The sequence below is a fragment of the Nitrospirota bacterium genome (assembly GCA_023229435.1).
Taxonomy (GTDB): Bacteria; Nitrospirota; UBA9217; order UBA9217; family UBA9217; genus JALNZF01.
On the sequence record JALNZF010000035.1, the window covers coordinates 1 to 25,977 of the forward strand.

20 protein-coding genes and 1 pseudogene are annotated in these 25,977 nt (G+C 50.7%); 2 read left to right on the forward strand and 19 right to left on the reverse strand.

The genetic code is table 11. The features are described from left to right. Positions 1–84: 84 nt before the first annotated feature. From M0R70_15155 to lysS, 14 genes are all read right to left on the reverse strand, one after another. Entirely contained in the window at positions 85–636 is a 552-nt protein-coding gene (locus M0R70_15155) for a redoxin domain-containing protein (GenBank protein ID MCK9420696.1), read from the reverse strand. Positions 637–1,176: 540 nt separating this feature from the next. Further along, positions 1,177–2,625, reverse strand: coding sequence for a DUF3373 domain-containing protein (locus M0R70_15160; protein MCK9420697.1), 1,449 nt, complete (start codon positions 2,623–2,625; stop codon positions 1,177–1,179). A gap of 21 nt (positions 2,626–2,646) precedes the next feature. Then, a complete protein-coding gene (locus M0R70_15165; protein MCK9420698.1) occupies positions 2,647–4,056 on the reverse strand; it encodes a DUF3373 domain-containing protein in 1,410 nt (469 codons plus the stop codon). Between the two features lie 21 nt (positions 4,057–4,077). Beyond that, the gene (locus tag M0R70_15170; protein ID MCK9420699.1) at positions 4,078–5,517 is read right to left on the reverse strand and encodes a DUF3373 domain-containing protein; all 1,440 of its coding nucleotides are present in this window, start codon (positions 5,515–5,517) and stop codon (positions 4,078–4,080) included. 890 nt (positions 5,518–6,407) lie between these two features. Continuing rightward, complete coding sequence (gene hemB / locus M0R70_15175) at positions 6,408–7,382, reverse strand: porphobilinogen synthase (protein MCK9420700.1); 975 nt, start codon at positions 7,380–7,382, stop codon at positions 6,408–6,410. A gap of 88 nt (positions 7,383–7,470) precedes the next feature. Further along, complete coding sequence (locus M0R70_15180) at positions 7,471–7,851, reverse strand: iron-sulfur cluster assembly accessory protein (protein MCK9420701.1); 381 nt, start codon at positions 7,849–7,851, stop codon at positions 7,471–7,473. A gap of 92 nt (positions 7,852–7,943) precedes the next feature. Further along, on the reverse strand, positions 7,944–9,476 hold the full coding sequence (cobA, locus tag M0R70_15185) for a uroporphyrinogen-III C-methyltransferase (GenBank protein ID MCK9420702.1): 1,533 nt from the start codon (positions 9,474–9,476) through the stop codon (positions 7,944–7,946). 122 nt (positions 9,477–9,598) lie between these two features. Continuing rightward, complete coding sequence (hemC, locus tag M0R70_15190) at positions 9,599–10,585, reverse strand: hydroxymethylbilane synthase (GenBank protein ID MCK9420703.1); 987 nt, start codon at positions 10,583–10,585, stop codon at positions 9,599–9,601. Positions 10,586–10,793: 208 nt separating this feature from the next. After that, positions 10,794–12,161: a glutamyl-tRNA reductase gene (gene hemA / locus M0R70_15195; protein ID MCK9420704.1), complete on the reverse strand. Its 1,368-nt coding sequence runs from the start codon at positions 12,159–12,161 to the stop codon at positions 10,794–10,796. 12 nt (positions 12,162–12,173) lie between these two features. Continuing rightward, the gene (gene ccsB / locus M0R70_15200) at positions 12,174–12,986 is read right to left on the reverse strand and encodes a c-type cytochrome biogenesis protein CcsB (GenBank protein MCK9420705.1); all 813 of its coding nucleotides are present in this window, start codon (positions 12,984–12,986) and stop codon (positions 12,174–12,176) included. A gap of 93 nt (positions 12,987–13,079) precedes the next feature. After that, positions 13,080–13,718 (reverse strand): ABC transporter ATP-binding protein, encoded by a 639-nt coding sequence (locus tag M0R70_15205; GenBank protein MCK9420706.1) that lies wholly within the window; start codon positions 13,716–13,718, stop codon positions 13,080–13,082. A 41-nt stretch (positions 13,719–13,759) separates the two neighbouring features. Then, the gene (locus M0R70_15210) at positions 13,760–14,053 is read right to left on the reverse strand and encodes a hypothetical protein (GenBank protein MCK9420707.1); all 294 of its coding nucleotides are present in this window, start codon (positions 14,051–14,053) and stop codon (positions 13,760–13,762) included. A 122-nt stretch (positions 14,054–14,175) separates the two neighbouring features. Then, positions 14,176–15,411, reverse strand: a complete 1,236-nt coding sequence (locus tag M0R70_15215; GenBank protein ID MCK9420708.1) for a lipoprotein-releasing ABC transporter permease subunit — start codon at positions 15,409–15,411, stop codon at positions 14,176–14,178. 121 nt (positions 15,412–15,532) lie between these two features. Next, entirely contained in the window at positions 15,533–17,011 is a 1,479-nt protein-coding gene (gene lysS, locus M0R70_15220) for a lysine--tRNA ligase (protein ID MCK9420709.1), read from the reverse strand. Positions 17,012–17,594: 583 nt separating this feature from the next. Here lysS and M0R70_15225 point away from each other — a divergent pair. Beyond that, positions 17,595–17,801, forward strand: a pseudogene (locus M0R70_15225) (type II toxin-antitoxin system HicB family antitoxin). Between the two features lie 16 nt (positions 17,802–17,817). Here the strand turns inward: M0R70_15225 and M0R70_15230 are convergent. The 5 genes from M0R70_15230 to M0R70_15250 all read right to left on the reverse strand — a co-directional run bounded on the left by M0R70_15230 (position 17,818) and on the right by M0R70_15250 (position 25,169). Beyond that, a complete protein-coding gene (locus M0R70_15230) occupies positions 17,818–18,807 on the reverse strand; it encodes a transposase (protein ID MCK9420710.1) in 990 nt (329 codons plus the stop codon). A gap of 67 nt (positions 18,808–18,874) precedes the next feature. Further along, on the reverse strand, positions 18,875–19,369 hold the full coding sequence (locus M0R70_15235; GenBank protein ID MCK9420711.1) for a hypothetical protein: 495 nt from the start codon (positions 19,367–19,369) through the stop codon (positions 18,875–18,877). Then, complete coding sequence (locus tag M0R70_15240; GenBank protein ID MCK9420712.1) at positions 19,366–23,325, reverse strand: RHS domain-containing protein; 3,960 nt, start codon at positions 23,323–23,325, stop codon at positions 19,366–19,368. The genes M0R70_15235 and M0R70_15240 overlap by 4 nt, the downstream gene beginning before the upstream one ends. 94 nt (positions 23,326–23,419) lie before the next feature. Further along, positions 23,420–23,668, reverse strand: coding sequence for a hypothetical protein (locus M0R70_15245; protein MCK9420713.1), 249 nt, complete (start codon positions 23,666–23,668; stop codon positions 23,420–23,422). A gap of 598 nt (positions 23,669–24,266) precedes the next feature. Next, positions 24,267–25,169 carry a hypothetical protein gene (locus tag M0R70_15250; protein MCK9420714.1) on the reverse strand — a complete coding sequence of 301 codons (903 nt, stop codon included), beginning with the start codon at positions 25,167–25,169 and terminating at the stop codon, positions 24,267–24,269. Between the two features lie 10 nt (positions 25,170–25,179). Between M0R70_15250 and M0R70_15255 the strand changes: the two genes are divergently transcribed. Further along, positions 25,180–25,527 (forward strand): hypothetical protein, encoded by a 348-nt coding sequence (locus M0R70_15255; protein ID MCK9420715.1) that lies wholly within the window; start codon positions 25,180–25,182, stop codon positions 25,525–25,527. The last annotated feature ends 450 nt before the right edge of the window (positions 25,528–25,977 follow it).

The window sequence follows — 25,977 nt, forward strand, 5'->3', positions numbered from 1 at the left end:
TTGCCTGTTGCTTATTCTTGTGCGACTTTATATCTGATCGTTTGCCATCGGCTACTGTCGCCAAACCGTTTTTGCTCGACCATTTCATGGGTCCACCCGCTGTTTCATAGAACTTTTGACAGAATCGGTTTTTGATAACCACATACTTATTTTCTCTTTCATATCCGGGGCATCCCATACCCGCTCGCCCCGAATCTTTTCTCTGATAATACCATCCCGATCGATGAGAAAGCTCGTAGGAAGTCCGAGGACCCCATACAGATCAAAGTAAACCTCCTGGTCCTTATCCATAAGCACGGGAAAGGCTATGGCTTTCTCTTTGATAAACGATTGTACGGGTTTCTCTGAATCATCTGTGGAAATGGCAAGCACGATGAGGCCATTATTTTTAAAAGCAAGAAAGAGATTATTGAGAGAGGGCATTTCAGCCTTGCAGGGAACGCAGAATGTAGCCCAAAAATTAATGAGGATGACTTTTCCCTTATAATCCGAGAGGTTGACTTTGTTCCCGCTGAGGTCGTTGAGTGAGAATTCCGGGGCAAGTTTCCCGATTTGAGGAGCAGTTTCAAGACAGACCGCTTCCCTGACGGAAAAAGTTAAAAACAGGAACAAAATCGATGGAAGAATATGCCGCATAATGTAGTCCTTAACCGAGTAATTAGTTGCGGACATTCTAAACAATCTATCTGGTTGTGTCAAGTATAATATGTTTCCGCGAGCATATTTTCAGATGTAAGATGTAAAGGTTCAGGGAGGTAAACTCATAAGGTATCCAGTGTTGTGCGTCATAAATCCCTTTACTCTGCTTGTCATTCTGAGCAAAGCGAAGAATCTCGTCTTTCAAATACATGAGACCCTTCACTTCGTTCAGGGTGACACGTCAAATGTAAAGAAGCGTTGGACGCACTACACTAGAGCATAACGTAGATTTTATAGAAGCGATTAATTGACCAAGGTAAAATTTATTGCACTCATAGCAATCATCAAGGGAGTAAAAAAAAATGTTGACAAACTGAAACTCTTCATACTCTAAGACAGCCTTCGAATGACCGTTTCGAGGGATTCTTACGAATCAGCATTTGAGAAACATAATAATCTTATGGGGTTAAAAGGTTACGGTTTTCACCTGCCCCGCCATAGGCGGGGCAGGTGTCCCGTATCGATAGGTTGAAATAGTTAAAACAGCACGTCAAAAATCATGTAAAGGTCTTTTGCGGTTTTAAGCGGTACAAAAAACACATCTCCTTCACCATGCGTATCGTTCACGGAAAGGTCTGTTATCCGTCTCGGCACTTCCAGCCAGTTCAGTGGGGCGTTGTATTTGAATGAATAATACTGATAGCCGACTCGGAAGAATGCCTTGCCTCTTTTTGCAACGGGCTTGTCATCAAGTTCCTGTATGATGTATATTTCATACACGTTGCCCCGAGTAGCGAGTTTATTCCCCCAAATATCGTTTGAGGTAGGAACAAACGGCATCCAGTATTTTGTTCCGCCGTTATATTCAAGGCCGATTTTTGTGCCGGTAGATGGTATATCATAACGTCCTCCCATATACCAACCAGTGCCGGAATGGCGGGCTCTTGCAACGTGATCACGGAACCACACCATGCCAAAGCCGAAAGCTTCGTCCTTCTCACTGGGTTCCCAGAAGGTCTGACCAATAGAGCCAAAGATGTTGAGATTGTCAATTGGTCTACCCATTATTGTCATACCCCACCATTTAGCATTGCCCATTGAAACGTCGTTTGGCCAATTTAAGTATTTGAAGTTCATCCCGTCGGACGGTGCACCCATGATATTCCACGCGCCCATGATCAAGGTTTCGACATGGAATTCAGGGGAAGTGGTCCAGGTGGTCATCAGGCCGGCGAAATCCGTGTCCCGGTCGTATTCAAACCAAGAGGGATTGTGACCAGAGGCATATTTTCCATACACACTTGAGCCGTCCGGATTATTATAATAACCGGTGTTATAACCGCCATCAGCTCCTTTTCCCTGGCAATACTTCATGAAGAACCCCGGTAAGGCCTCGATATCCGGAGCCCAGCCAAGTGTATAACCGTCGAATGCAGAGTCTATCAGATTCCCCGGGACACCTGCTGATCCTGTTTTTTCAAGATTCAGTTTTACATTGCCCGGCGCGCCACCGCTTGATGGTTTTCTACCGATGGAGAACCAGACCGGATATCCGAAGATATTGCTCCACGACATGTATGCCTGGTCAGCCCACACCTCGCCTCCTCCAGGGACGCGACCCATGGCCTGATCCATTGTCGGGAGAAGCATTCCCGGAGAACCAAAGTACATCCCGTGAATGGGCATCGAGGTTTGATGTCCCCATATTTTGTACATTTGGAGACGAAGTTTAAACGAGACGTCCTCAACCGGATTGGCCTTTATGTTAATGCCATATCGGTTGGTAAAAATGGCGTCATTCCAGACTTTGTGGGCGCGTACGGGCTCGTTAGAAGCATATTCAGTGTGATCAACCACTTCGCCTACCAGGTTATCGTACCTGAGTTGATAATCACCGCCGAATTCGATCCACGATTCATCGGCTGCCGCAGCCATGCCTGCGGTCAGGAGAAGTATTATGGCAACGTACAGAAGAAACTTCTTCATTACGAAATACCTCCTTCAGGTTTAGAATAGGACGTCAAAGACAAGGTAGAGGTCTTTTGCATATTCGACAGGTTCAAGACGCTGCACATTCACCGTATTTCTCACGTCGAGATCAGATATCTTGACCGACGCTCCCATCCAGTTGTTGCTTCCGGTGTAGTCGAATTTGTAATATTGATAGCCGAACCTCCAGAACGCCTTGGCATTCTTCATAAGGGCTTCTGTATTCAGGTCCTGGATGACGTATATCTCGTAGACTTTGCCCCGCGTCCCGAGCTTGCTCGTCCATATATCATCCGCGGCCGGGACCAGACCGACCCAGTATTGAGAGCCCTGGTTATATTCAGCGCCGATCTTTGTCCCGGTGGACTTGATGTCATACCGTACGCCGAGATAGATCGCGGAACCGACAAGGCTTTGCTTGGACTCGGGATGAAAGGTGTCCCAGAGCAGACCCGCTCCGGAAACCTGACCATCAGTAGGATAGGTTTTGCTCTGAGCTACCGCGAGAAATAGATTTAAGTCGCTCACTTTTCCCATGACCAACCCGCCCCACCAGGCTATATTGCCCACGTTTTCCGATGGAGGAATTGATTGTATCCAGGCATACGGTTCATCGTGATAGCTGTTGTTGGGTACGGGAGCTATATCGCCGGGCCGATCAACAAAATGGAAACCCTTCTGAGCCTGAAGATTTATTGAGAGATTGTTCGTATCGTAGGGGACAATGTTCATGCCGATAAAATCAGTATCTTTGAGTGTGTTTGCCGACGAGGTAAACCCGCTGTCAAACCCTTTGCCGTAGCTGATCTTTGCATAGGACCCGGGCAGGGCTGTGATGACCGGCGCATAACCCGCTGTTGCGCCATCAAAGGCATAGTCCGTTACCAGGCCAATATCCCCTTCAACGCCCTGTTTCTCGTAATTGAGCCGGACGTTGGTCGGCACTCCGCCTGTGGACGGCCTTCTTCCGATTGAGATCCACATCGGCACACTACCGATATTACTGAGGGTTGCATAGACCTGGTCAACCTTGAGCATATCGTCTGAAGGCACATGTCCGATGGTCCCATCAAACGGACCGTATGTTCTGTCTGCGAAATAATTGAATTGGACAGGCTGCATGGACTGATGTCCATATACCTTATACATGATCAAACGGGCCTTGACCGCAAGATCTTCGGTCGCATTGGCTTTAAGATTGAGTCCGACTCGGTCCAGCATCAGGGAGTTATTCCATACTGCGTATGCCGGTGAACCGGCCGGGTTTCCTTGTGGATTAATGTACATATGATCGTGCACTCTTCCGGACAGAATGTCGTACCTGAATCGGTAATCAGCGCCGATTTCGAGCAACGACTGATCCGCTGCCGCAGCCATGCCTGCGGTCAGGAGAAGTATTATGGCAACGTACAGAAGAAACTTCTTCATTACGAAATACCTCCTTCAGGTTTAGAATAGAACGTCAAAAGTTACGTAGAGGTCTTTTGCACTTTGAACAGGCGCAAGTCCCTGTGCATTCGCCGTATTTGTCAGATCGAGATCAGAAATCCTTACGGGCGCTCCCATCCAGTTGTTGCTGCCGGTATAATCGAACTTATAATATTGATAGCCGGCCCTTAAGAACGCCTTGCCTCGCTTCATAATTGGCTTCTGATTCAACTCCTGAATGAGATATACCTCATAGACTTTGCCCCGTGTTCCGAGCTTGCTCGTCCAGATGTCATCTCCTGCCGGGACCTGGCCAATCCAGTATTGTGTCCCCTGGTTATATTCAGCGCCGATCTTGGTACCGGTGGACGTGATGTCAAACCGTCCGCCGACATAAACAGCGTAACCTTCAAGATCTCTTCCGTTATTATAGGATTCAGGATGATAGGTGTCCCAGAGCAGACCGACTCCGCCGACATTATTTTCGTTGGGTTCCGCCTTGCTCTGAGCAACAGAGGCAAAGAGATGGAGATTGCTCACTTTGCCCATGATCACCCCGCCCCACCAGGTAATATTGCCCACATTTGCGGTGTCCTGTTTTTTCGGTGTCGGCGGCATTCCCACCTTGTCCGGGTCGGGGAACGAGCTGTAAATATGGTACCCCTTCTGGACCTGAAGGTCGATATGGAGATCGTTTGAATTATAAGGAACAACATCAATGCCGATATAATCAGTATCCTTGAGGGTGTTCGGCAGATCAAAAAACAGACCTTCGCTTTGATTGCTGGTATTTGACACATAACCGCTGTCAAAACCTTTGCCATAGCTGATCTTTGCATAGGCCCCCGGCATGGCGTCGCTTTTCGGCGAAAAACCGACTACGGCGCCGTCAAAGGCATAGTCCATCATGATGCCCGAGGACCCAGCCGGGTCTCCCGCGTCAAGGTTCTGCCGGAGATTCGTCGGCGCGCCACCGGTGGTAGGCCTTCTTCCCGCTGCTATCCAGACAGGCGCTCCACCGACATTACTCCACGTGGCATAGGCCTGGTCCCAATACAGCGAACTATCGGCGGGTACGTGGCCGATGGTCCCGTCAAACGGGCCGTATGCCCTGTCCATGAAGTAATCTCCCATAGCAGGCCCCATGCTCTGATGACCCCATACCTTGTACATAAGAATGCGAGATTTGACCGAGATGTTTTGTGTAGCCTGAGCCTTCACATTGAGTCCAAAACGGTTCAGAAACAGGCTATCATTCTTGACATCGTAGCCGGGCACGGCCTGAAGTGATCGCTGTGCATCGGTAATCTGCACGTAATCGTGCACGGTGCCTTGTAAATTGTCATACCTGAGCCGGTAATCACCGCCGATTTCAATCCACGACTCCTCATCATCTGCTGCCACAGCCATGCCAGCGGTCAAGAAGAGCATCACTAAAACGTACAGAAGAATCTTCTTCATTGACGAGATACCTCCTTAAGTGATTTAATAATTAATATGTCTAAACATTCACCACCATAGTTGGTTCTATTCTATTGACTGTTCACCCCCTTCGCTAAAAATCGATCTTGATCATACCTGATTGAAGAACTGAAATTAACTTAGCTTGCAGAATTGTTCTTGCCGTTTGCGAGACGATGTTACCTCGTAACTTATGAGTGAAAGATTGCTCGGTTTCTCTGGGCTTCTTTGGCCTTTTTGGTAATAAAAAAATAAACAACGAGAGGGATTGCGATTCTCTTGTGGTTGGTGAGAGTTTTACAAATCCCGGCAGCGTGTTATTTTAGCGTATCCACAAACACGGTCTGAAAACAATGAATCCTGCTGAATTATAAAATAGATACCCCCTCGGCCTTCTTTAGCTTACTGCAAATTCTTCCTGATCGGGATAAAAGCGGATACTTTATTCGCAAAAACAGGCGTATTAAAATGGCGCACTACCAAAAGCGCACCCGGTATTTCAAAAATCAATTTATCGGTCAATATCCTAATTTTTCATACGAGTAACTTTGAGTTGCCGTTTATTTTGACGCACTTTAGCGTAATCGATTTGTTTTGTCAAGCTCTAAAATAAGTGATTTATTTCAGACAAACACGTCCGGATTTTAAGTAAATTTTAAACGGAATAGACGATATAAAGATGCAATTTGCAAAGGTCATGAATCTGTCTTTCCCATATCTTCTCTGAACGGGAATATTCTTTTCACTGTTTGAAGAACCATATTCTCTACGGAAGCCGTTGGAAGGAGTCGAAGGAGATGGAATAGAGGGATGAAAACAGCTCAGTCCGAGCCATCTCGTTAATCGAATTGAGAAAATGTACTCTTTCACCTGATCAGCGATGGTATGAACTATTTATTCAATAGGGCCGCGGCCTCTTTGGCAAAATAGGTGAGGATGATGTCCGCGCCCGCTCGTTTTATTGCAATGAGCGACTCCATCATGGCACGTTCGCCGTCGATCCATCCGAGCTTTGCCGCGGCCTTTATCATGGAGTACTCACCGCTCACGTTATAGGCTGCGACAGGCAGATTGAATTGCTGTTTGACCTGGTAGATAATGTCGAGATACGCGAGTGCGGGTTTGACCATCACGATGTCCGCGCCTTCATCGATATCCAGGGCGACCTCACGAATGGCCTCGCGGCTGTTCGGGGCGTCCATCTGGTACGATCGCCGATCGCCGAACTGAGGATTAGACTCAGCCGCTTCCCGGAACGGGCCGTAGAAGCTTGATGCATATTTCGCGGCATAGGACATGATCGGAATATCATAATAACCTTCACTGTCGAGCGTCTCACGGATGGCGCCGACCCTGCCATCCATCATGTCAGACGGCGCAACCATGTCGGCGCCGGCCCTGGCATGGGAAACCGCTTCCCGGGCAAGCAGTTCGAGCGTGGCGTCGTTCTGAACCACTCCGTTCTTGATCAAGCCGCAGTGGCCGTGGTTCGTATATTCGCAGAGACAGACGTCGGTGATCACGACAAGTTCGGGCAGCTTGTTCTTGATCGCCTTGATCGCATGCTGGACAATACCCTCATCGGAATAGGCTTCACTGCCGACCTCGTCCTTGTGCTCGGGGATGCCGAAGAGAAGCACCGCGGGAATGCCAAGCTTCGTCACCTCTTCACAGTCCTTCACGATATTGTCAATGGACTGCTGATAGTTCCCGGGCATGGACACGATCTCTTTTTTCACACCCTTGCCGTGAACGACAAAGAGCGGATAGATGAGATCATCGGGGGAAAGCGTTGTCTCCCGAACCATGCGCCGTATGTTCTCGTTGGACCGCAGTCTTCTCGGCCGGTATAAAGGCTCAAACATGGAATCTCCTTATCATCTCATCTGACCACCGATGAATGCGAACTTAGGGTTTCACTCCGCATTCCGCACTCAGTATTCCGCAATTGAATCAGCTGCACCCGCAGCCGCCGGAACCGCATCCCCCGCCGCTCTTCTTGGGTTCTTCTCCGCCGCTGCAGCCGCAGCTCCCTCCGGACGGTGCGCCGTTCGGAAATCCGATAGCAAAGCCCTCGCCGCGATTATCACTAATAAATCCGAGCTCTGCCCCTTCCAGCACCTTGGCAGTCGAGACATCGACAAAAAGCCTTGCTCCATTCTTCTCAACCACCGTGTCGCCGTCGCCGGTCTTGTCATCGATCATGATCTCATAGGACGGGCCGCAACCACAACCGCCGCCGGCCGTCGTCACACGCAAGGCATGGTTGGGCACACCTTCGGCTTTAAGAATTTCCTTGATCTTGTCCGCTGCAACGTCTGAAATTGTAATCACTTCTCTCTCCTTAATTTGAATTGGTTATTACTGCGAAGACACCAAGGCTCTACGGCTTTTTCGTGTCTTTGAACCTTGATCTCGATGGTTTTTTATTTTTTTACCTTAAAATAAGCCACCATCGCATCGACGAGTGCCGGGATGGTATAGTCCTTTGGCATGATGTCGGATTTCATGCCGTATTCTTCGGCGGTTTTCGCTGTTATTGGGCCGATACAGGCAACGGTTACACCTTCAATAAGTTTTTTATACTCTTTTTGGCCGAGTATATCAACAAAATTGTGCACCGTGGATGAGCTGGTAAAGGTCAGCGCGGAGATCTTCTTCTCCTGAAGCAGTTTTTTAATCCGCTCGACGTCCGCGGTCGGCCGAACGTTCTCGTACGCAGTAGCGACCGTCACCTCGGCGCCCTGTTCCCTGAGCTTGTCCGGGATTATCTCCCGTGCCACCTTCGCCCGGGGGACCAGGAATTTCCGGCCTTTTACGGTTACTCCCCCGAGAGCTTCAACTACGCTTTCCGCTTTGAACTCCGCGGGTATCAGATCGGCCCTAAGGCCGTATGTCTCAAGAAGCTCCGCCGTCTTTGGTCCGACCGTGCACAGGTTCACTCCCTTAAGGATACGCAGGTCCTTCCCGAGACCGCGAAGCCGCTCCATGAAATATTTGACCGCGTTCGCGCTCGTGAATATGATCCAGTGATACGTTTCGATCGCCTGGATGGCGTTATCCAGTTCAGCCCAGCTCGCGGGAGGAACAACATCGATCGTGGGAAATTCAATGGTCGTTGCGCCGCGGTCGATGAGCATCTCGGCAAACACGCTTGCCTGGTCGCGCGAGCGCGTGATCAGGACCCGTTTGCCGAAGAGCGGTTTTGATTCATACCAGTTCAGTTTTTTCCTGAGATTCACCACCTCGCCCACGATGATGATGGCCGGCGGCCCAAGCCCGGCGTCTTTGACCCGGGGGACGATGTCGTTAAGCCTTCCGGTGACCACTTTTTGGTCGGTTCGGGTGCCCCACTGGACGACTGCTATCGGCGTTTCCGGATTCCTTCCGTGAGAAATCAGGTTGTCCACGATGTTCTGAAGGTTCTTCATGCCCATGAAGAAGACAAGCGTACCGATTCCGGTAGAGATCTTGTCCCAGTGCACCTGTGATTCAGGTTTTGTGGGGTCCTCATGGCCGGTCACGAAGGCAACGCTTGCGGTAAAATCCCGGTGGGTGAGCGGTATTCCCGCGTAGGTCGGCACCGCGGTGGCAGCGGTAACGCCGGGTACGACCTCGAAGGGGATGTCGTTGTCTACCAGGCCCTCGGCCTCTTCCCCGCCCCTGCCGAAGATGAAAGGATCTCCCCCTTTTAAACGAGCGACGACCTTCCCCTCTTTTGCCTTATTGACGATCAGGCTGTTGATCTCCTCCTGAGGCAGCGTGTGTCTGCCGCCCTGTTTTCCCACATAGATCAGCTCTGAATCAGGACGCCGCTGGTCGAGCAGACGCTCGTTCGCAAGATAGTCATAAATGATCACGTCCGCTTTTTTCACGCACTCCAGGCCCTTGACGGTGATCAGACCCGGGTCACCCGGGCCGGCGCCGATGAGATATACTTTTCCGATTGATTGAGTCATGATTACCTATAAATAAATTAACCGCGAAGACGCAAAGTACGCGAAGAAAATCTCGGATTTTAAGATGAAGAATCCACCCTTCACGACCTTCGCGCCTTAGCGGTTCGAAGATTCAGGTGCTATTACGGATTTTCCAGCAGATTATTCCCGCTGAAGTCGGTCGTATTCCCGTACACTTCCCGAAGGATCACGTCAGCGCCCTGGGAGAGAAGCTTCTCCGCAAGTGTCACGCCGAGTTTTTCAGCCTTCTCCGGATCTCCTTCGATGGAGTCCCTGACGATGCGCTTCCCATCCACGCTGCCGACGAGGCCGATAAGCATCAATTTCCCGTCCTTCACCCGGCCATAGCAGGCGATCGGGACCTGACAGCCTCCTTCAAGCCTTTTCAGGAGCGCTCGCTCGCCGCGAACACAGGTGCTGCTGTCTGTATGGTTGAAGAACGCGATCATGTCATTGAGTTCCCGGTCATCCATCCGGCATTCAATGCCGAGTGCCCCCTGGCCGATGGCGGGCAGGCTGATCTCGGGCGAGAGATATTCCGAGACGTTCGCATCAAGCCCCAGCCGCTTCACCCCTGCCGCGGCAAGGATGATGGCGTCGAACTTTCCTTCTTTCAATTTCTGCAACCGCGTGCCCACGTTGCCGCGAAGCTGATGGATCACGAAGTCCGGACGCGCGTTCATGAGCTGGGCCTGACGCCTCAAACTGCTCGTGCCCACATTCGCTCCCCGGGGCAGATCTTTGAATGCAACGTTATTTCGGGAAAGCAAGGCGTCTCTGGCGTCCTCCCGTTTCGTGATGCACGCCAGGTGGAGTCCGTCCGGGAAAAAGGTCGGCACGTCTTTCATGCTGTGCACGGCAATGTCGATCTCATTCGCCAGCATGGCCTCCTCGATCTCTTTCACGAAGAGCCCCTTGCCGCCGACCTTGGCGAGCGGTACATCAAGTATCTTGTCGCCGGTGGTCTTTATCTTCGTGAGCGTTACGGCCATGCCCGAATATTTTTTCTCGAGCTCCGACTTCACCCACTCCGCCTGCCAGAGCGCGAGCGCACTCGCGCGAGTACCGATCCTGATCTGTTTTCGCAATGATATGCTCCTTAAAGACATGGTAATCATGGGCCAAGACGGATTACATTATTAAAAAAGGCTCCTGCAAAACTGTTTGTCATCCCCGAATGTTTCTATCGGGGATATGGTTATTCGAGCAGTGAAAACCAGATTCCCGCTCAGAATCGCTGCGGGAATGACAGAATTGGGACATTTGCAAGAGGCTCAAGAATAAAAATCAATTCTATGCGTTATATCTCCGCGTTAATTAGCGGCAAATATTCTTTGATGATTGGGAATCCTGGCTCTGCTCGGGATCATCGTTAATCGGTGTCGCCGACCCCAGCACACGGATCGGTCGTTTCAGTTCCTTGTCGAGGTTGAACAGTCTTCGCGCGATGGCGATGGTAGCATCACCGGTGTCGGACATGGAAGCAGCCTGCTTCAGGACCACAAGTGGCGCGTGGAGCAGTTTGTTCACGATGGCCTGGGACATGGCCTCCATCGCCCGCTTCTGTTCCTCGGTGATGTCGTTCAACGAGCCGATGGTCTTGTCGAATTCGCGTTTCCGGATGTCTTCCACTTTTTCCCGAAGATCCACGATGGTCGGTACGGCGTCAAGGGCACGCTCCCACTGGAGGTACGTCTCGACCTCATGGGTGATGAGTTCCTCGGCCTTTTCCGCCTCTTTTGCCCTGCCTCCGGTGTTTACGTCAACCTTGCTCTGAAGGTCATCGATGTCATAGAGATAGACGTTGTCGACCTTGTCGACCTCGGGGTCGATGTTCCTCGGATTCGAAATATCGATCATGAAGATCGGTTTGTTGCGCCGTTCTTTCAGCACCCGGCTGACCATGTCGCGGTTGACGACATATTGCGGCGCGCCGGTAGCACAGATAAGGATGTCCACCATGACCAGGGCGTCGGGGAAATGTTCGAAGCGGATGGCGTCGCCTTTGAACTCCTTGGCGAGTTCTTCGGCGCGTTCGAAGGTGCGGTTCGCGACCATGATGTTCTTAACGCCATTACCGAGGAGGTGCTGGGCGGCAAGTTCCGCCATTTCACCGGCGCCCAGAAGCATGACGTTCTTGCCCGTCAGTTCGCCGAAGATCTTCTTTGCCAATTCCACCGCCGCGGTGCTGATAGACACCGCTCCTTCGGCGAGTTTGGTCTCGGTACGGACCCGTTTTGCGACAGAGATCGCCTTCTTGATCAGTTTATTGAGTATGGTGCTGGTGGTCTTGGCCTTGAGGGCCATGTCGAAGGATTCCTTGAGCTGTCCCAGTATCTGCGCCTCTCCCAGCACCATGGAGTCGAGACTTGATGCCACGCGGAACGTATGGCGCACGCCCTCGGCCTCGGGATATACATAGAGAGACTTCTCCAGGGACTCCCGGGAGAGTCCATGGTAATCGGAGATGAACTGTTTGATCCTTTCGATACCGGGTATGCTGTCCTGCACCGATGCGTATATCTCCACCCGGTTGCAGGTGGAGAGAATAAGGCCCTCCCGGATCCCCTCGTAGTTCACCAGTTTCTTAAGCGCTTCCGAAACAGTCGCTTCAGGAAAGTTGAGCTTCTCGCGGACCTCGATAGGCGCTGTTTTATGACTGAGACCGACTACAATGATACTCATTCCGGCATCACCTTAAAAGCTGTGTTTCCCTAACGGTATGCGGCTTATCACAAAAAAACTGACCAGGACAAAGAGAAATCCGATGATCGAAAGGAAGGCCATTTTTCTTCCCCGCCACCCGATGGTGCGAAGATGCAGGAGTGCCAGATAAATGACCCAGGTAATGAGCGACCAGGTCTCTTTCGGGTACCAGCTCCAGTAGGTGCCCCATGCGCTGTTCGCCCATATGGACCCGGTAAGCATTCCGAGCGTAAAAAGGGGCCATCCGAAGGTGAGCGCTTTATATCCGATGGTATCCATGACTTCGAGAGACGGCAGGCGGTGAAAGATCGCGCCCAGATGTTTGGATTTGAGCTGGCGCTCCTGGATCAGATACATGATCGAAACGATGAACGCAAAGGCGAAGGCTGCGTCGCCGAGGACCGCCAGGCTTGTGTGCACGCCGAGCCAACCGCTCTTGAGCACGGGATTTATTTCTTTGATGTCACCTGATAGGATGAGTGCCGGAGCCATGAGAACGAGCACGAGAGGAAGCATGAACGATCCGAGCGCCGCTATCTTGAAGCGGAACTCCATGATCAGAAACACAAGTACAATTCCCAGGCCGAGGAAATTTGCAGCCTCGAAGAAGCTTGTTATCGGGATGCGTCCTGACTCGGTCCACCGGAAGAGAAAATAGCCTATATGAAACAGGAATCCCGAGAAGGTCACCCAGAGCGATACCGGTGAGGTCCATTTCCGTTCGGGGTTTATGATGTAGGTAACGTACCCTGCTGTCGCGAGCAGGTAGAAACCCATTGCTACTTGAAAAAACAAGAGATTCATGGCAGTTCCCTGAAAGATGATTTGATGGATAAGTCTGTGATAATACTTTTTGCAGCCGCACAAAGTCAAGGGAAAAGGTCGTCTGCTCGTGCTTTACTGCTCCGGCAGGAGCCTTCCCTCAGCCATCCTGAGCACCCGGTCCGCGCGGACCGCAAGCTTGTCATTATGCGTCACGATCACGAAGGTTATGCCCTGTTGTTTGTTGATCCCGAGGAGGAGATCGTGGACCGATTCGCCCGTATGCGTGTCAAGATTGCCGGTCGGTTCATCGGCAAGAACGACATCGGGTTTCAGCATCAATGCCCGCGCAACCGCGACACGCTGCTGCTCTCCACCGGAGAGCTCTCCGGGACGGTGATGAAGCCGTGCTCCCAGCCCGACGTCGGTCAGTATTTTCTCGGCAGCTGCGACCGCTTCTTCACGGGCCATCCTCCGGATGAGCGCCGGCATCATGACATTCTCGAGAGCCGAGAATTCCGGCAGCAGGTGGTGGAACTGGAACACGAACCCCACCCGCTCGTTGCGAAAACGTGAAAGCCGTCCATTGTCGAGGCCGAAAACATCGATATCCCCGTAATAGACCTTACCGGACGTCGGCCGGTCGAGACCGCCCAGTATATGGAGAAACGTGCTTTTCCCCACACCCGATGCTCCGACAACAGCGAGCATCTCGCCTGACTTGATGTCGAGATCGATGCCGTCAAGAACGGGTAGCTCCACGGGACCGCTCATAAACGTTTTGCGGAGCTGTTCAATATGGATGGGTGGGTGTGCTATTTCTCATCTCCCGAGGTGACCGCTTCTTTTACTTTTTCAGCCTTCTTTTCGACTTTCTCTCCGGCCGACGTTACCGCTTCTTTTACCTTTTCCGCTTTCTTTTCGACCGTCTTCGCGCCTTCCTCTATAGTCCCTTTCATGTTTTCCGCTTTGCTGCCCATGCTGCCGATCCAGATGCCGGCTGATTTAAGAAAGTTTCCGCCGCCCAGGAGAATAAAAGCCGCCGAAAACACAACCAGAAAGATCACGATGAGGATGAACGTTTTCAATTTTCCGCTTTTCTGTGCCATTGTAACCTCCTTGTGATTAATCGAGAGACGATGATGCCGCATGATGGACGATGGACGACCGCTTCGCTAGGACGACGGACGTAAAAGCATTTGCGTCTCTCGTCCGTCGTCCTTCGTCGATTTTATTCATATCTCAGCACTTCAACGGGGTCCTGTTTTGCCGCCTGCCACGAGGGATAGAGCGTGGCGATAAAGCTGATCCCGAGCGCGGTGAGAGATATCGCGAGCATATCGAGACCCGAGATCGAGAGCGGCAGATGGCTTACCTGATACACGTCTTTCGGCAGCGATATGATGTCGGTCCTGGTGATGAGCGTCACCGCTCCGTAGCCGATGATCGCTCCGATGGCGGTTCCCACAAAGCCGATCGCAAGGCCCGCGAACATGAATATCTTCATGATGCTCCGCGCGGGTGACCCCATGGATTTCAGGATTGCGATCTCCCTGCTTTTTTCCATGACGATCATCGTGAGGGTCCCGATGATATTGAACGATGCCACGATGATGATGACGACAAGGATAAGCGACATGCCGATCTTTTCGAGTAAAAGGGCCGAGAAGAAATTTTTGTTCATCTCCATCCAGTTGCGCGTGTAATAGGGATATCCAGCGGACGCCTGGATCGCCGAAGCGATCTTGTCGGCCTGGTAGATATCATCCACGCGCACCTGTACTCCGCTCACCCGTCCCGGCATCTCGAAAAACTGCTGGGCCGCGGGCAGCGATATATAGACGAACGTCGTATTATAATCGTACATCCCGGCATCGAACAGGCCGGCGAGCACGAACTTCCTCATTTTGGGTATGACGCCCATGGACGTTTCTTCACCAAGCGGGTTCACCATCGTAACCGTTTCCCCGACCGACACGCTGAGTTTTCTGGCAAGGTCTTCCCCGATGATGATGCGGGGAGATTTACCCTCGGGATTTTCAAGGTCCGAGAGCAAACCGGCGGTCATGTTCTTTGCGAGATCGGTCACCCTGCCTTCGGTCCTGGGGTCGATGCCCCGCACAACCACTCCCTGCATGCGGTCCTTGGACGTCAGCATCGACTGGGCATAGATAAATGGCGTTGTAGCCGTGACATGCGCGACCTGTTCCACGTCCTTTTGAAGGGCGTTCGGGTCCTTAACGCCGGTGCCGGTATACTCCATCACCACAATGTGCGGCATGGCTGACAGGATCTTGTCGCGAAAATAACCCTGAAAACCGGTCATGACCGCAAGCGTGATAATGGAGGTGGCCACGCCGATGACCACTCCGGCGATGGAGATGAAGGTATTGAGCGAGATCGTGCCGTAGCGCTTTTTGGTCCTCAGATAGCGGAGGCTGACGAATATTTCGTAGGGAAGTTTCATTCGATATTCAGTTTAACCACAGATGGACACTGATAAACACGGATAAGGTCTCTGAAATGCTGGATTCCCGATAAAGAGAGTGACGACTTTTGTTTTATTCCGCAATCCGCATTCGGCAATGTCACTTCTCCTTCTTCATCTGCGGGAACAGGATCACGTCCCGGATGGAGCTGGCTCCCGTAAGAAGCATCACGAGGCGGTCGATACCGATGCCCTCGCCTGCGGCCGGCGGCATCCCGTACTCGAGGGCGCGAATGAAGTCTTCGTCCATCTGGTGGGCCTCTTCGTCCCCTGCCTCGCCTTCCAGAACCTGCTTCAGGAACCGCTCTTTCTGGTCGACCGGGTCGTTCAGTTCGGAGAAGGCGTTCGCCAGTTCCCTCCCGACGATGAAAAGCTCGAACCGCTCAACATAATCGGGATTGTCATCGCATTTCTTCGACAGCGGCGATATGTCCGTAGGATAGTCGGTGATAAAGGTGGGCTGAATGAGTTTGGGCTCAACAAGCGACTCGAAGACCTCGTTAAGGACCTTTCCCAAAGGTTCCCCGCCCGTCAGGTTCGCCCCGAGTTTTTTCGCGAACTTCCGGGTTTTCTCAGCATCGGCAAGGACCTCTTCGTGCACACCGGCCTCGCGAAGGGCATCCAGGTAGGTGATCCGCTTCCAGGGCGGCGAGAGATTGATCAGGTGGCCCTCGTATTCAACCTCGGTCGTGCCGAGGACCTCTTGTGCAATGGAGCTGATCATCTGCTCGGTCATGGTCATGAGGTCGCGGTAATCGGCATAGGCCGTATAGAACTCGAGCATGGTAAACTCGGGGTTGTGCCGTGTCGAGATGCCTTCATTCCTGAAATTGCGGTTGATCTCATATACTTTTTCAAATCCGCCTACCAGCAGCCGCTTCAGGTACAGCTCCGGCGCGATGCGCAGGTAAAGGTCCATGTCCAGGGCGTTGTGGTGCGTCTTGAACGGTTTCGCGGTCGCCCCCCCGGGTATGGTCTGCATCATCGGGGTCTCGACCTCGATGTATCCGCGGGCATTCAGGTAGCCCCTGATCGCCTGGACGATCTTCGTGCGCAGCAGAAAAACTTTTCTGACATCGGGATTCACGATCAGGTCCAGATACCGCTGGCGATAGCGCAACTCAACGTCCGTCAGGCCATGCCATTTTTCGGGCAAGGGGCGGAGCGATTTCGAGAGGAGCGTGAAGTCTTCGATGTCGATCGTAAGTTCATTGGTCTTGGTACGGAACAGAAACCCCTTCACTCCTATGAAATCGCCGATGTCGAGCTTTTTAAAAAAAGCATATTTGTCATCGCCGAGCGTGTTCTTTTGAAAATAGAACTGGATACGCCCCGATCCGTCCTGCAGATGCGCGAAACCTGCTTTGCCGAAGCTCCGCAGGGCGACGATCCGTCCTGCAAGAACGACGTCAACCCGCGATTTTTCAAGATCTTCCTTGCTTGTTTGTCCGTACTGGTCGCTGAGACCCTGTGCGGAAACAGACACGTCGAACCTTCCCGCATACGGACGAATGCCCATCGCGCTGATCTCATCACGCTTCTTAAAGCGCTGCTGAATCAACTCGTTGTAATCTTCCATGAAAATCCCCTTCACAATAATGATAAGCTTAAGCGCCGATTATACTGATTATACTCGGAATCGTCAAGGACAAACGAGCTTGACAGGCAGGCTGGATGAAGATTTCATCCAACAGGTCCCGGTAATCAGCGACACAACGTTATCGTTTCTCGAAGGTATCAACGTTATGTGTCCCGGTTTCTTTTCTATCTGTTGACTTGTTACATCGTTATCAGTATATTGATAACGATGATTGAGCCAAGGGGGACTGGCCTAAAGGGTAAGCGTTCCCCAACAGACGATTGCCTTCTGGGATCAAAGTGAAGAGTTGCCGCGGTTAGATGTTCTGTCATAAATCGCCGAAGCGATGGGAATGAACGCCGAGGCGTTGCTTGCGCCGGATGAGAAGATCGCGGTAAAGAGAAAGGGCGGCGGGCCGAATGGGAAAATGAAAAGGCTCTTTTGAGGGGCTTCAGGGCTGCCGAGAAGCCGGCAGGATAAAATCGCGGAGTTCCTACCGCATTCGTCAATCAGTACAGGCAAACTCGCTCGCCATAGCGGCGCGGTGATGATGTTGTCTATCCGTAAGAACAGGAGGTAATGCATGCAAAGGCAACTTACAGCAATCATTGAGCGTGAAGGCAGCGGTTACGTATCTCTCTGTCCGGAAGTGGATATCGCAAGCCAGGGCGACTCTATTGAAGAGGCCCGCGATAACCTTCGAGAAGCAATCGAGCTTTTTTTCGAAACCGCCTCCGCTGAGGAAATCAAGCAACGCGTCCACAACGAGGTGTTCGTAACGCGCCTGGAGACTGAGCCAATTGGGGTCAAATCTCGTTTGTCGACAATTTTCGCTCTATTCTGTTCATCAGCGACCGAATCTTCCGATCTTTTTGAATCTTCTCACGGAGGCGTTTTCGTTCCTGACTGACCGTTCCGTAGTCAATCCCGAAGATCAGGCCGATCTCAGGGCCTTTCAACCCGCCTGTCCGGTACAGCAAGTCCATGACAATCCTGCGCAGATCACCTTTTCCCTTACTGATAGCGTCTACATCCTTCCCCGTTTCTTGTTTTGTCGCAGTGAAAACCTCTTCTTGTGTTCGATGTCGGTGTATCTCTCTTACAGCGGGTCGCTCCCGGTCCTTCATCCCCTCGATATAGTTGTCTTTTACCCAGGCAATGAACGCTGCTCCTCCCAGGATGCTCTGACCGATGATGCTTTCTTTTATCTCGGTGTCGCCGGCGATCTCAGCATAGATTCGCTTCTTGTATTCTTTTCTCGCTTTGACGGTATCGCCACCGTACTCTCCGAGGACCATTGCATAATCGACGTACCACTCCTTCGTTCTCCTGCTCAGAAACCCCGGGAGGCTGCTCCAGCGGTACCGAATAAGGTATTTTAACCTATCCTTCTCCGGAAGCTTTTTCATGGCTTTTATTTTGACGGGATTCAAATGGATATAGCGGGAGAGGACGGAAAGATACTCGTTTTTATCCACAAGGACGCTTTTGTAACGGCCTTGGTACAGGTGCCCTACGCGGTTATGCATTCTATTGTAATAACCGGTATAGGTAATATTGAACTTGCGCATGAATTCGGCAAGATTGCCTTTGGGGGTCTCCACAAGCAGATGGAAGTGGTTGGTCATGAGGACGTAACTGTAAAGCTTGACTGAGTAGATATGTATTGACTGGATGAGTATCTGAAGAAAGCGTTTTCGATCATCATCGTCCTTGAATATATCCTGTCGCTCGTTGCCCCGGCTCGTGACGTGGTACACTGCGCCGGGATATTGTATGCGAAGGGGACGGGCCATGGCCAAACATATCAGAAAGAGGTGGTTTTGTCAACAAGTAAGATTTGACCCCAATAGGCTCTTATTATTACTGAGCCTTGCCCTGTCGGGCTGCAATAAATTTCCCGAGAACTATACCAATAAATAGATATATTAATACATCAAAAAAGCTGGTGATCGTACCTCTAATAAAACTAATGCTAAATTGAATGCTTCCATCTGGCATTTGAAACTGGCTATATGGGAAAAAGCGCGTAACAATAGACGAGGCCGGTTTAAGCAGCAAACTGGCAACTCTCAAGAATGTCGAAACAATAGAATTAAAGGAAAGCGCAGTATTTGTTGCAATGCTACTGACAAGAACCAAGAGTAATGTACCTAATATATTTATCACCAAACCTATCCGAGCCCACTTTAGCAAGTAGGACGCTTTTGGGTAATTTATATTTGGCCACAGCAGTAGCATAAACCCAAGCCAATAAAATAAAATAGATGGCAACCTGCCATTCGTCAACGGCGCAGAAATAAAACCAATAATTATTACTATTATGCCTATAATGTTCCGTACTTTTAAAGTCATCATATATCTCCGTAGATTGTCTGGATATCGCTTTTTTCACATTTCATAACCCATTCATGTTTAGTTGCATCACCTTGCCAATGAATTCCAGTTGTAGCAGACCCGATAACTTTATTATAATTATTATCGTATTCTGTCTTTGTAGAACCATCTTTTAAATAACATTTCTTCGTACAAGTATCGCAGCAAAGTTGTCTTTCAGTTACTGTTCTTGTTCTGTACCCATATTGAATCTTCTCCCAATGACATCCGCCGCTTAACCCTTCAATTATTACTGTCGTACCAGCGAATTTCCATTCCGGTGCACCAATCGCATGAAATGACCAATCGGATTTATTGTCGAACCAAGATATACATTTTTCAGCTAAACCAAACGGATCTTTCCCTCTGTTTGGGTTGTTTCTTACATACGCATATAAATTTATTCCGCTCGGCAAACCCATGGGGTCTGCCTCAATGTACCGCCCGATCACAGGATTATAATTACGCATGTAATTGTAATTCAACCCCGTCTCAGCATCGTAGTACTGCCCAGGGAATCTCAGGTTGTTCGTGATCGTTGATACGGTGACGGTCGCTTCACCGAAGGGTTTGTAGTCAGCGCTCCATTTTACTACCCCTGCACTGTCCGTCATCACTTGCGGGGTACCTAAATGATCGTTGTGATAATAGTACGTATTCGTTCCCTCTATCTTCGCAAGCGGCTGTCCATTTAAGTATACATATTCCGCGGTAATATTTCCAGAATTATTTGACTCGGCAATGATCTGTCCGTTCAAGCCGTAATGGAATACTGTGATCGCTCCACTTACATTCTTCTTCACCCGCTGGCCATTGCCGTTGTAGGTGTAGTATGCCGTCATCGAGCCGTCATTTACCTGGATCAACCGCTGATTCTGATTGTAAATGTATGTCCTCGCGGCCTGGCTTGTGGTGTTTCCGTTGTTGTCGTAGCCGAAGTTCAAGCCTCCTGCACCGGTAAGCTTGTTCGTGCCGGCAGTATACGTGTATACCGTTGAACCTTCCGTCTGCCTGTTCCCCACCCCGTCATACGTCCAGCCGAGGCTGCCCCAGATGCCGGATGAGATTGCAGTGGACAACCGGTCAAGCGCGTCGTAGTCGAATGTCTTGTTCTTTGAAGGTTCAAAAGTATTCTGGATGCTCTTGATATTGCCGTTTGCGTCGTAGAGATTGTAGGACAGGTTCATGGTGCCGGATGTCTGGATGTTGGTGATCCGGTACTGATTGTCGTAACCGATCGTTCCCACGATGCCATTGCCGTACATCAGACCGGACATACCGCCGAAGGGTTTATAATTGATGCTCGTGGCGAGAGTTGCAGCGTTGTTTAACACGCTCACGGCCCGGTCGTTCGTGTAGTTGTAAGTGATCACGCGGCCTGAAGGATACGTCATCGTCTTTAGGTTGCCATTCTGATCGTAGGTGTATTGGGTGATATAGGTATGGCTGTCGATGACTTTGGTCTCTTTCGTTACCTGCCCTTTCGGAGAATATTCGTAGCTCGTCGTTCCGCTTGCGTCGGCCATAACGCAGAGCCTGCCCTTGCCGTTCACGCAGGTGTCGTAGGTGTAGTTAATGTCATAGTCAGATGTGAAGTCGATCTTCGTCAGCCGGTTTAGTGCATCATACTGGTACGAGGTCGTCACGAGCTTCGCATCCGTCTTACTTGTGAGGTTCCCGGCTGGATCGTAGTCGTAGATGGTCGTACCCGTGTCGGGCGAGATTACCTGATAAACCCTTCCTTTGTCGTCATACTTGTAGACAGTCGTATTGTTGTTTGCATCCCTAACAGAGGTGAGGTTGTTATTCGTATCGTAGCCGTAAATGGTATTTACAGTCCCGGGCTGACTGGCCAAGATCAGCCTGTTCAGGGGATCATACGTGTAGGTGGTGAGTTCAGAATTCGGAGTTCGAAGTGAAGTTCTATTGCCCCGGGAATCGTATCCGTACTGGGTGTATGAGCTATCGGGATTTACTATCAACGAAAGCCGGTTTAACGCATCATACTGATAGCTGAGAAACTTATTGCTCGCGTCATTGATCAGCTCCGTAAGTTTGTTCCCCTCTGAATCATAGGTGTAATAGATGCCGTTTCCGTTTCCGAGACTGTCCTTGATGAACCGAAGGTTGCCCATGTCGTCATAATCGTAATCTATGACATTTCCTTCCGGCAGAACAATATAGTCAAGTTTGTTCGCCCCACCGCCGCAGGACTGGCAGCCACCAGCTACATAGAAATACTTCGTTTCAGCATCGTTCCCTGCCTTGATGCTCGCGACCCTGCCGTTTTCGTCATAGGTGTAGGTGGTAGCATTCCCGTTCGGATCGGTCACGGTCTGGGGGTTGCCGAGGCTGTCGTGGTTTGCATAGATCGTCGTCAAATTGGTCGGCTGGGTAATGGAGGTAAGGTAACCGGTTGTGGGGGCATAGGTATAGATCGTCTTGTCCAAGTCGCCATCCCTTGGGCCATCGATTGATTCGAGCTTACCATTCGGGTAGTACGTATAGGTAGTTACATAGGTGTACTGCGTTCCGTTGCCGAGCAGACCTTGTTCCGTGGTGGTTAATAGATTTCCGTTGGTTTCGTCATACGTATTCGTGATGACCCGGACCTGCGCGGGATTGACTACGCTCAGCACGGTTTCGGTCAGGACACCGTTGAACACGGGATGATACGTATAGGTGGTCGTCTTTTCTATTGCCGTGCCCTGGGCTTCGGTTCTGGTGAGCACGTTGCCCTTAGCGTCATAGCCATATGCCGTGGTTGTGGTGATGCCCGTTGCTATGTCCGTGTATCCCTCTTCTAGTATCCAGGTGGTACTGTTGTCGCGGATATAAGTGGTGATGTTGCCATTGGTGTCCGTGACCTTGACCGCCATCCCGTTTGTGTCGAACTCCACTGTGCGCGTCCGGGTGTTCAGAAGATTGTTCGTGCTGTCCATGACCAGTGTGGTCATCGTGGTTTTCTGATACGGGATGATGTAGGTAAAGTCGATCTCGCCGGTGCCGTGGGTCTGTTTGGTTACCCGGCCCGTAGTATCATAGGTGTTTTCGTACGCGCCCTGCCCTTCGTCTATGCTGGTCAGGAGGTGCCGCCTGTTGTTTGGATCGGTATATCCATATATGGAATTGCCGTTGGGGCCGGAAACCGACGTAAGGTTGCCGATGCTGTCATGGCCGTAAGAGACGGTCCTAATGCCATCAGTGATGTCGGTAAGTCTGCCGGTACCGCCATCGTAGTGAAGATCGACGTATTTTCCGGTGGCATTGTCTGAGGCATCTTTTTCTTCGATCTTGCTCAAGTGATAGTCATACGCTACGATGAGGGATGTGCTCTGATCTATGTTGAACGGCAGTAGGCCGTAGAGAAAGTCCCTTGTGTCCGCCTGGTAGGTGAAGACGAGGGAATTGCCTTTTGCGTCCGCCATGCGCAGGAGACGGCCCCTGGTGTCGTAGGTGTCCTTGTCGCCGTTTTTGTCGGTGTAGGTATGGGTGCCGTCGGCATTCTGAACAAGGGCGCCCGTGTCTCCTGTTTGACCGATATAACCTGATGGAGACATCCAAGTGAAGCGCTTTTTGCCGCCGCAATCACGACGGACGGTGACGGAGTTGTCCGGGTAGGTGTAGAGCCGTTTGTCGTAGTTTATGGCCCAACCGTAGCCCAGCGGGCTATCGTAGGAGATCCGGCTGTTGTAGCTTCGGGTGATAGTAATGGGGAACAGGTTCCCGAGGGTGAGGTCCGTGCTCGGGGCATAGGTCTCCATGCCCGACAGCAGGCTGATGGGCTTGCCGCCATAGGCGAGACTGTTGCCGCTCCTGTTGCCTGTCTGGCAAATGATGTCCGGAGGGCTATCTAAATCTTCGTATCCTGCATAGGCAACGGATGTGAGCAGGATGAAGAGCATGGGAATCAGCAATCTATTTACTCCGCGATACATGAAAACCTCCTGATAGTTTGAAAAGCCATAATTTCGGCGTAATCATGATGATTCGATTACAATACAATACGCGGTGAGTGTTCCTTTTTGATTGTCATTCATCGCGGAATTGTCCCACGTCATAGGTTCTACTGTTAACTTCCACCATATCCATCTTGATTACGTAGCTGGCAGCAGATATCACCACAACATGCAGGATCGACGCAGCAGGGGTTGTCCGGTGTTCTGCAGCAAGGATCAGAGTTGCCACAGCATGGGTCCGCTCTGCCGCAGCAGGGATCCGGATCACTGCAGCAGGGATCGACAGACGAATCGCAAAACTGGACATTTGTGAAACTTGCATATGTCGTTGTCGTCGGATTACATACAGAAGAAGAATTACACGTTGTTATCGGATTATATGTTGATTTGTCAGCCGCCATAGAAATAGATGGAGCGCCCGTATCCTCATCTAAACCGTCACAATAATGAACATGAACCGTTCCCGATCCAAAACTCCACCATGTGTCCCCAGGAAGTATCCACGCACCAAGATAAGAAGTTGTATCCCCCGACTGACCATTACATGTCGCAGCGCCCGGATTTATTTTATATACATAAAATCCACCCCAACCTTCATGTATAATCGGTGTTCCTACATAGTGCCTCTGCGCCCACAATACTTGATGAGGCGGACACCGCTTATCAATCCTGTAATTCAATACGCCACCTGAACTAGTATCCGTTACATCACACGTACAGTCAGGATACGACGCCGAGCAGGCCATTTTTGCCGCCATCACGTCTACCCACGTTGATGCAATCGAGCCGCTATTGAACCAAAATAAATGCACAACAATCAAAACCACGATATGAATCAAATATGGATTAAAAAAAAGATTGCGTGCTTTTTGAATGCCTATGAGACCAAACATTTTCACCTCCGACTCAATGTCTATCGCCTATAATCCTATCCGCAGACTGCCCCTGACTACGGAGCTTGATCCCGTTACAGGATTGACAGCTTGTATCCAGACCATGTAATCGCCTTCTTCAGAAATTACAACTCTATTCCCTGTTGCATCAGCGATATCAATTCCCGTCCATTCCAGAGACTGAGGACCCGCTGCTTGTAACTGGCTATTGAGAAGGATGACGGTTGCCCCAGACGGAGAAGTGAGCTTGACCGTGACAGTCGCCTGCTGAAAAAGACGGTAGGTAATGCGTGAGAACTGACCGAAGGAGAGGCCTATATGATATGGGTCTGTCTTTACTTCTGTAATTATTGGTGTGTCCCCTGTTGTTATGATATGGTTCTCACGAAGCAGAGTCGTCTCTCCACAGGATACGGCGACTCCATTGAGAATGGTTCCACTCGGAGATCTTCCGTCCCAATCAAAGGTATAGGCGCCTGCCGCATGGGGAACAGAGTCCATAATAGTGTAAATCTGATTGCCCTGGTTAACGATGATCATTACGCGCCCCGCCTGTGCCAGGCTATAGCTTACCGTGAGGGGCTCGTTGATGTATGGGTCATAGGTGCTCCGTGAACAGCTCATGCTCCCCGTGCCTGCGGGCTGACCCGGGCTGTAGGTTTTTGTGTTGATGCTGTCCGTCGCCTGAAGAATAAACAAGTAGGCATCATCGGGAACAATTTGGCCGCTGCTGTTTTTACCATCCCATGTAAAGAAATATGCCGCGGTTGCAGTACAGATCTGTGAAGCTTGATAAACCGGAGTGCCGGCAGGCCCCTGCTTTTCAGGGATGATTTTGAGCGTAACGGTAGCACTGGTACTAGTATAAAGATTGAAGAAAATCGTGGCATTGTTAAGTGAGGAAACGTCCAGTACATTGTTGTTTACCATGACATTGGTTATGGCAATAAGATTTTGCAGAATAGTCGCGGTAGTAGATGCGCTGTTGTTCGGGGCATCCGTGGCTGTTACTGTTATGGCATTGTCACCCCAAGCGAGATTTGTTACCGTACAGCTCCACGTGCTCGCGGTCGGATATGTAACCACGCCTGGCGTGGCTGTCGTATCTACCGCGATTGTTACGACAGCTCCGGTCTCCATGCTTCCGGTAATGGTCTGGGTGGTTGAATATGTCGGTGATGTTACCGGGTTGATGCTTACCGTCGGTGGCACGGTGTCGACCGTGAAGGTCGTTTCCGTGAACCCGACGGTCCCGGAGCCGTTCACGGCCTCGATTCTCAGCGTATAAGTGCCGTCGGATAATACGTCAAGAGTATCACCCGATACCTTGGATACAGTATTTCCATTGACCTTGATCGCCGTGACGGTGCCATTGACGATTGAATAGACAAGCAGTGGAGCGTTGTTATTGATCGGTCCGGATGGTGATATGATTTGAATGTACGGAGCAACAGCAGCAGAAATGATCTCCTGTTCACTGAGTGCGCGGCTGTAAATTGCGACTTCATCAAGGAGTCCTTTATAGACATAATGGTTGACAGTTGAAAATCAAGTGACCTGCCCCTTGCAACGTGGGTTATACTTGGGAACCCAGTTCCCAAATACAGAGCCACGATTCTGTCAAAAGTTCTATGAAACAGCGGGTGGACCCATGAAATGGTCGAGCAAAAACGGTTTGGCGACAGTAGCCGATGGCAAACGATCAGATATAAAGTCGCACAAGAATAAGCAACAGGCA